At 42.6% G+C, this 6,328-nt stretch carries 3 protein-coding genes and 3 pseudogenes; 1 reads left to right on the top strand and 5 read right to left on the bottom strand.

Annotated elements, in window-relative coordinates; all coding sequences use genetic code 11:
* The 5 genes and pseudogenes from BMZ71_RS15570 to BMZ71_RS14170 all read right to left on the bottom strand — a co-directional run.
* Positions 1-158, bottom strand: a pseudogene (locus BMZ71_RS15570) (IS30 family transposase); the annotation flags it as partial.
* Between the two features lie 100 nt (positions 159-258).
* A pseudogene (locus tag BMZ71_RS14185) lies at positions 259-639 on the bottom strand (restriction endonuclease subunit S); the annotation flags it as partial.
* Positions 632-2,257 carry a type I restriction-modification system subunit M gene (locus BMZ71_RS14180; protein ID WP_086990906.1) on the bottom strand — a complete coding sequence of 542 codons (1,626 nt, stop codon included), beginning with the start codon at positions 2,255-2,257 and terminating at the stop codon, positions 632-634. The pseudogene BMZ71_RS14185 and the gene BMZ71_RS14180, both read right to left, overlap by 8 nt.
* A 1-nt stretch (position 2,258) precedes the next feature.
* The gene (locus BMZ71_RS14175) at positions 2,259-2,849 is read right to left on the bottom strand and encodes a restriction endonuclease subunit S domain-containing protein (RefSeq protein WP_086990904.1); all 591 of its coding nucleotides are present in this window, start codon (positions 2,847-2,849) and stop codon (positions 2,259-2,261) included.
* A 210-nt stretch (positions 2,850-3,059) separates the two neighbouring features.
* Entirely contained in the window at positions 3,060-5,834 is a 2,775-nt protein-coding gene (locus BMZ71_RS14170; protein WP_086990902.1) for a type I restriction endonuclease subunit R, EcoR124 family, read from the bottom strand.
* 310 nt (positions 5,835-6,144) lie between these two features.
* Here BMZ71_RS14170 and BMZ71_RS14165 point away from each other — a divergent pair.
* A pseudogene (locus BMZ71_RS14165) lies at positions 6,145-6,328 on the top strand (IS5/IS1182 family transposase); the annotation flags it as partial.

The raw sequence follows: 6,328 nt of genomic DNA, 5'->3' as shown, positions 1-6,328 counted from the left end.
AACTCACGAGAAACAGTGGGTTGGCTGACCCCTAATTCTCGCGCCATTTCAGCTTGTTTATAGGTGCCGCTTTTCGCCATCTGTTCCAGCATTCCGCGTTGGATGTCAGTAAGTTGTTTGAAGGTGCGCTTTTCTGTGATACAATTATTTTTGGTCATGTAGATACCCCTTATACTTTTGGTTTGGTTGCTAACAAGTATATCGTATCTACATGATTTTTTTGTTTATTTCCTTATGCATTTCATTTTACAATTTACCTTCATTATTAATTCTAAATCGAATCAAAGCTTGGTTGAAAACCCCTTTTTTGATACCCTTTGGCACTCTGGAGATACGTCCAATTGTTCCAGCTCCACTCATGATAAAGTCATTTTCTTTGAGTGAAAACTTATGTAATTCATCAAATTTTTCTTTGGTTATGTTATATCTTGTTTTATAATTATCATAAATTGCATTTTGCTGTTCATAGACGACATAATCACTATTTTTAACAAAAATTTCTTTTTTTAAGGCACTCCCAAATGGTCCACGGCGCACTCCATCATTTTTATCAAGCATTTCTTCAAACTTACGCTGTTCCCAAGCGTCAGTAAAACCGTTAAAGCGAATGGCAGGAATTTGTTGCTTTTTGTTACTCATTTCCATCACCAACATTCATCAATTTCGCGAGCGCATTCTGTAATTCTCGTTCTGCTTCTTCAGTCGTACCATGCAATTCTCCGAACAGCGCAAATAATTCTTTCTCTGCTTGAATGATTTCTTTTTGTGTCTGTTGGATTGCGGTTGCGACTTCGTCCAAGGAGATTTGTTCCTCTTCCTCAAACGTATCTACGTAGCGTGGGATGTTCAGGTTGTAATCATTCTCTTTGATTTCATTCAGAGTCGCTACATAGCTGTATTTGTCGATTGCTTCCCTATTTTTGTAGGTAGCTACGATCTTTTCCACGTTTTCATCAGTCAGGTTATTTTGATTCTTGGCTTTTTCGAATTCGTTTGAAGCATCTATGAAGAGAACAGTATTGTCGTCTTGGCGGCATTTTTTGAATACCAAAATACAGGTTGGAATACTGGTTCCGTAAAATACATTAGCTGGTAATCCGATGACTGCATCCAAGTAATTCTTTTCTTCAATGAGATACTGACGGATGACACCTTCTGCTCCGCCACGGAATAGGACACCGTGTGGCAAAACAACCGCCATTGTGCCGTTATCGTCCAAGTGATAAATCATGTGTTGAACAAAAGCGAAGTCAGCTTTTGATTTTGGTGCCAGTTTGCCGTAGCTGCTGAAACGTTCATCGTCTAGGAACTTCGCATCAGCACTCCAGTTCGCGCTGTATGGCGGATTGGCAACAACCGCCTCGAACCGCATACCCTCGAAATGTGGATTTTCCAGCGTATCGCCTAATTCGATATCAAAATTCTGGAAAGATACTTCATGCAGTAACATGTTCATGCGAGCTAAGTTGTAGGTAGTACTGTTAAGCTCTTGTCCATAGTAGTGGCGGACATTTGCCTCGTTCCCTATTCGAAGCAACAATGAACCAGAGCCGCAAGTAGGGTCATAAACATTTTTTAGATCTGTTTTGTCGGTGGTCACGATTTTTGCCAAAATCTTGGATACTTGTTGAGGCGTATAGAATTCTCCTGCTTTTTTGCCTGCATTCGCTGCAAACTGGCCAATCAGGTATTCGTAAGCATCTCCTAGCACATCGATTTCAGCATCTTCATGCATGAAATCAAGTTCGTTCAGATTGATGATAACTTTAGATATCAGGCTGGAACGGGCTTTCACGGAATTTCCTAATCGTGATGACGTCAGATCCATATCATCAAACAGGTGATTGAAATCCTCTTGGCTGTCATGCCCTAGCGTGGATTCTTCAATCTTGCTGATGGCTTTCTCTAGCACTTCCACGTCAAAATTTCCTTGTTCGCCTTTTTCGATTTCTGCTACCATCGCAGAGTAAAGATCTTGGGGCTCAATGACATAGCCGATTTGGGCTATCAGTTCTTCCTTCAGACCTTTTTGATATTCTGGATCTTTCCAGGCTTCTTCGTAGCTGATGTTGTCTTCTTCCAACAGTTTGATTACCCGTTGCTCCGTTTTCTCGGATAGGTAGCGGTAGAAGATCAGTCCCAGAATATAGTTACGAAATTCGCTGGCATCCATTGTACCGCGTAAATCGTTTGCGATAGCCCAAAGTTTCTTATGTAGTTCTGCTTGTTGCACTTTTTGTTTTGCTGATGTACTCATTTTATTTTCTCCCTTGTAGGTATGTATTTAGTAACGCATGCACTGCCAATTTTTCTAACCTAATCTTGTCTAACTGCAACAGCTCTCTTTTTTGTTGAAGTCGGTATATCGCGCCCACTCGGTGCTGTTCCTCCAAAGAGGGACACAGCAATTCAAACTTGCGCAATTGCTGGAGGCTTAAACGGGATACAAGACTGGCTCCCTGCTCATTCATGACAATTTGCTTTTTGACTTCATCTGACTCGTTGTAGACATAGCAGAAGTAGTTCGGATCTATTTTGCTGCTATCATAGTCTACCCGGATGTAATTGGACGTCAGAAGGTGTCCTTCATGTGCCTCACTGACAATCACAGCTTTGTTCGTTGTTAGACTAATCAGAAGCATACCTTGTTTGACAAGCATCACAGCTTCATCTGTACGGATGACTTTATCTTGTTTTCCGTCATCCGACTCGGGTTGAAAAGAATCGGCTAGAAAATGCTTTCCAGAGTACACTACGTAACCAGTTGCATTCGGGTCATCCACTTCCCTGATGCGCGTCAGCAATTGTCCGGGGTGCAGCTTCGCAATCTCATCGATTCGGCATTTCATCCCTTCACCACCTTTGTAATTTCTTTAAATTTCATAACCATGTATCTATCATAGTCTTAAAAAATTTCAAAGTCAATCAAAAATGAGTGTAATTTTTTAAAATTACACTCATTTTTTTGGAAGTTGGATACAATTCATTCGTGACCTCACAACCAAGTAGCTGTAAACAGACACGCGCAGGAAGATATTTTCCATTATTCACCAATGATTCTAAACGGACATGAACTTGCGGGTGTTTTCCATTACAAACTCAAAAATCCGGTCGATTTTCCTGCGTTTCTTGATGAAGCTGCCGTTGATCTGATCGGAAACGCGTTCTCGGTTCAGACTGCCGCTGTATTCGTACTCAGCCAAAAATTCATTGACGACGGTAGGCTCCAGCTCTACATTTTGGGCGAAGTCATAGATTTCCCCCTCGCGTTCTTCCTCTTCGAATTCATTATATGCTTCATCAAGGTTGGTTTCCTTGTCGAGCACAGGTACGACCTTATCCAGGAACTTGCGGATCAGGTCTGCCTTCAAACGCAAATCTTCATTGTCTGCTTGGTCCAGTAGTCGATGGATTGTAGCGACATTTTTGTCCCGCTCATCTTCATCTTCCAGATTGATGTTACGGATGAGATTTAGGATGTAGCTGACGTTGATGGTATCCGTTTGGATGACCTCTATCGCAAAGTCCAGGTTGTCGAGGATGGAAACCTCTTCCCCTTTTTCCTTCTTTTTCACCTTTTCATAGATGGCAAAGTACTTACTTTTGAAATCCTGATAGTTTTGTTCAACGATTCCGATGGTATCTTCCGAAAATTCGAATTCATCAAAAGTCCGCAGCTTCAACAGTAACTTAGAAAGTTCTCGGAAAAGCACCACAAACTGGTACTGATCCTCTTCAGCTTCTAGTTGGTCAACTGATTCCGGTGTCGGTGCCAGCTGTAGCAAAGAAGCAAGAGCCGCTCTGAATTCGGTCAGATATTCCGTATAGCTGGCCATCAGCACTGTATTGGTGTCATTGGTTTGCGAGTACAGTTTGATAGCTTCATCGGTTTGGTATTTTAAGTTACGATAGCACACGATGTTCCCGTATGGTTTGGTTTCCTTTTCGATTCGATTGGTGCGGGAATACGCTTGAAGTAATGTGTGGTATTTCAAATTACGATCCACGTAAAGAGTATTCAAAGGCTTACTGTCAAATCCCGTCAAGAACATATCCACCACGATGAGGATGTCCAGTCTTTCGCCAGGAACGCCTTTCTTGATGCGCTTGGAAACATCCGCAAAATAGCCATTGAAATTATCCGTCGAGAAATTTGTGCCGAACGTTTCATTGTAGTCCTTCATGATGCGCTCTAAGCTATCTCGTGAGTGTTCAGTAGAAATATCTTCGTTGCCGGGTTCATTGGCGCCGTAGGTAAAGATGCTCGCGACATTGATTCCATCTGCATGTTGCTTGAACAGATTATAGTATTTGATCGCCATTTTAATGCTTTGGACGGTAAAAATGGCGGTATATTGCTGATTTTTGGTCTTCTTGCGGTGGTTCTTAAGGATGTACTTGGTTATGTCCTCCAGCCGTTCGTCTGCCATCCATACTTCGTTCGTATTGATGCCAGCTACCCTATCCTGATCCTCTTCATCGAACTGTCCTCGGAATGTACTGATGTATTCTACAGAAAAACCTAACACGTTCTCATCGCGAATGGCATCTTTGATCAAGTAGTGGTGCAGACACTTCTGGAAAATATCTGCCGTGACTCTACCATCCTGACTTGGATTTTCAGGAAAACGTGGTGTCCCTGTAAAGCCAAAGTACTGGGCATTCTTAAAGTGCTTGTGGATCAGTTTGTGCATTTCGCCGAACTGGGTCCGGTGGCATTCATCGATGATGAATACAACTCGGTCTTCCCTGTAGCTGTCGATCACCTTATGCTCAGATTTGACGGCATTGGCCATCTTCTGAATAGTCGTTAAAATCAGCGGTTTCGTCCTGTCTCCCATGTGTTTCAACAGTTTGTAGGTATTGTCAGTCATGTCCACAGAGTCCGCTTCAAACTTGTTGAACTCCGCCAAAGTTTGGGAGTCCAAATCCTTCCTGTCAACCAGGAAAAAGACTTTCTCGATGCTTTCTTCTTGGGCGATGATCTGGCTAGCCTTGAACGAGGTCAGCGTCTTCCCGCTCCCTGTTGTATGCCAAATATACCCATTATTTTTTGTCTCCAATGCCTGCCGTACTAGCGCCTCTACCGCGTAAACTTGGTATGGTCGCATCACCATCAGAAGTTTGTCTGTTTCGTTTATCACCATGTAGCGTGCTATCATTTTTGCCAAATGGCATTTTTCCATGAAGCTTTCCGCAAATTCACTCAGTACATTGATGCGGTTGTTTTCCACGTCGGACCAGTAGAACATGTGACTCTTCAGGATTTCTCCATCACTGTTGGAGAAGTAGCGCGTTTCTTGGCTGTTGCTGATTACGAAGACTTGGATGTAGCGGAAAAGTCCGGTGAAGGTGTGTTTCCGGTAACGCATGATTTGGTTGAATGCTTCCGTCATGTCAACACCGCTGCGTTTCAGTTCCACTTGCACGAGCGGAAGACCATTGATCAGGATGGTCACATCATAGCGGTTTGTATATTTCCCTTCTAGGGTGATCTGATTGGTGACTTGGAATGTGTTTTTGCACCATTCTTTCGTATTGAACAGCTCCAGGTAGAGGTTCTTGCCGCTGTCTCTTTTAAGCAGCACCTTGTCCCTCAGGATTTTAGCGCTGTCGAAGATGCTTTTGCCGTTGATCTGTGTCATCAGGCGCTCGAATTCTTTATCGGTCAGAGGCTCTTGCCCGATGTTGGTACTGTTCCGTTTCTCCAGAACCGTTCGGAAATTCGCAACCATTGTAGCTTCGCTCTTCACTTCAGGTACCCATTGGTAGCCTTTCGAGACGAGTTGCTCGATCAATTTATTTTCTAATGCTGATTCACTTTGATAGGCCATATTTCCCCCTCCTGACAAGTACGCAATTTCTCTTGATTGGCTTTTTATTATTATCTCAATATTCTGTCATTTATTCAATCTTATTATTCTACAAAGATAAACGAAATGCACAGAAGAATGACACAAAAACGAGACTACCTCAAAATAGCAAAGGAAGTCTCGTTCTATTATAATGTCTACTGAATAATTAACAAACCTTATCGCAACAGCGTTTTTAGCTGTTTTTTGGTATAATAGATGCATGGATTCCAGAGGGAAATACCAAAAACCCGTGCACTTTTTTCAAAAATGATACAAAGAGGCGATGAAAATGTACAAAAAGCAGACGAATCGGCAATTAACCATTTATGACTTCGATCAGCCATTGGGCCTTACGATGAACCCAGAAAACCGTTGGGTCAAAAAAGCAGATTCGATTCCCTGGTCAGTCATTGAAGATAAGTACGCTGCTCTGTTCAGCAGTGACAGAGGCAACATCGCCAAACCGGTAAGGA

This window comes from Trichococcus flocculiformis (assembly GCF_900113645.1).
GTDB lineage: Bacteria > Bacillota > Bacilli > Lactobacillales > Aerococcaceae > Trichococcus > Trichococcus flocculiformis.
Note: the sequence above shows the minus strand (reverse complement) of the source record. Positions and strands in the feature narration are given on the sequence as shown.